The sequence below is a fragment of the Microbacterium umsixpiens genome (assembly GCF_053543675.1).
Genome location: NZ_JBLVOH010000035.1, coordinates 11,228 through 13,164 on the forward strand (window position 1 = coordinate 11,228; position 1,937 = coordinate 13,164).

Consider the following 1,937-nt stretch of genomic DNA (forward strand, 5'->3'; position numbering starts at 1 on the left):
GCTCATAGAGACGATGCACGCCGGTGGTGGTCTCCTCCGTCACCCCGATGAGCCCGGCAGCGAGCTTCGTCCAGCGGTCGGTCGACGACGCGAGCGACCCGCGCAGCAGCTCGAGGATGACCGAGAACTCGTGCGAGTCGGATTCCGTCGTCGCCGGGACCGCGCGCGCCTTCTCGAACTCGACGCCCTTGTGAACGAGCAGCGTGGCGTCGCCGCCGTCGTCGAGGATGAGGTTCGGACCGTCGAATCCCGTCGACGACCAGTCGAAGATGCGCTCGGTGCACGCCCAGTACTCCTCGAGCGTCTCCCCCTTCCAGGCGAAGACCGGCACGCCCGCCGGGGCGTCGACCGTACCGCCCGGGCCGACCACGACGGCGGCGGCCGCTTCGTCCTGAGTGGAGAAGATGTTGCAGCTCGCCCACCGCACCTCCGCGCCGAGCGCCACGAGCGTCTCGATGAGCACCGCCGTCTGCACGGTCATGTGCAGCGAGCCGGCGATCCTGGCGCCCTTCAGCGGCTGCGCCGCACCGAACTCCTCCCGGAGAGACATCAATCCCGGCATCTCGTTCTCGGCGAGGCGCAGCTGGTGACGGCCGGCTTCGGCGAGGGACAGGTCGGCGACGCGGTACTCGAGCTCAGGCATCCTCACATTCTTCCACCCGACGCCGCCCGCCCGGTGTGTGCGTCAGAAGCGGATCGCGTCGATCACCTTCACCCGCAGCGCGACGAGAGCGGGGATGAAACCCGACACCGCGCCGACGATCACCGAGGCGACGAGTCCGATGAGTGCAGCCCGCATCGGGAACGGCGGCACGTCCTGGATGCCGTAGAACATCGAGGTGACGATCCAGTCCGAGCGCAGCACCGCGACGACGATCGCGATCCCGATCACTCCGGCGACCGTCGTGGCGACGAGACTCTCCAGGAACACGGCGAAGAACACCCGCCCCGAACTGGCGCCGAAAGCACGTCGGACCCCGATCTCACGCACGCGCTGACGCATGGCGACCAGCTGGATGTTGATCAGGCTCAGGGCCCCGAGCGCGAGGATCAGGGCGGCGATTCCGCCCGTGATCATCTCGAACGTGGCCTGCGCATCCATGGCGCCCGATTGAGCCGCCCAGTCGGTGCGGCTCACCGAGACCGTCTGCCCCTCCGGCAGCCCTGCGCGCAGATCCATCGCCAGCACCGGTCCGATCTGGTCAGCCTGCTGAGCGCCCACCCAGACCTCGTACTGGGTCGTCGCATCCGGCGGCAGGGCGTCCACGCGAGAGCGATACGCATCGTAGAGCAGGTCGACCCGCAGCTCCTCGTCGCCGAAGCCCTGCCGAGGAACGATGCCGATCACCTGATAGGTGCCTCCGGCCGGACCATCGAACACGACGGTCGGATGTTGCGTCAGGGGCACGCGTCCCAGACGCTCCCACAGCGCCTCCGTGATGACCACCGGCGGGGCCAGGGCCTCCAGATCGGAGTCGAGGAACCAGCGCCCCTCGAGAAGCTGCTCGCGGTGGATCTGCGAATAGGCGGGATCCATGATGCGCGCGGGGACCGGAGTGACGCCCTCCGGCAGCTGCGCGTCCAGCATGACCCCCTGCGCGATGCGCGCCGTGTGGCTGAAACCGAATCGCTCCGAGACGCGGCTGAAGCGGGCGTCGAAGTCATCGGCGTCCACAGGGGTGCCGTCGGCCGTGCTCGCGGCTACGACGATGGTGGCCGCGCGCCCTCCCCAGCGGTCGGACTGCTCCGCCTGGAACTGTCGCTGATACTCCGAGATCGCCACGACTGCCGTGAGTGCTCCGACCGACACGGCGATGCCGATCAGGCTGAGCAGCACCCGGAGCTTGTGGACGCGGATCTCGGCCCACGCGTCGGAGAGCGCGCCGAGGAAGCCGGTCACGACACGACCTCGGATGCGGGCGCCGCTGCCACGGGCG

At 69.1% G+C, this 1,937-nt stretch carries 2 protein-coding genes; both read right to left on the reverse strand.

The window, feature by feature from the left end; genetic code table 11:
- Window positions 1-643 (reverse strand): adenosylhomocysteinase (locus ACNPM4_RS03675; RefSeq protein WP_448984731.1); only part of this gene is annotated, 643 nt, incomplete at its 3' end.
- 42 nt (window positions 644-685) lie between these two features.
- Window positions 686-1,937: ABC transporter permease (locus ACNPM4_RS03680; RefSeq protein ID WP_448984732.1), on the reverse strand; the 1,252-nt coding region annotated here is incomplete at its 5' end.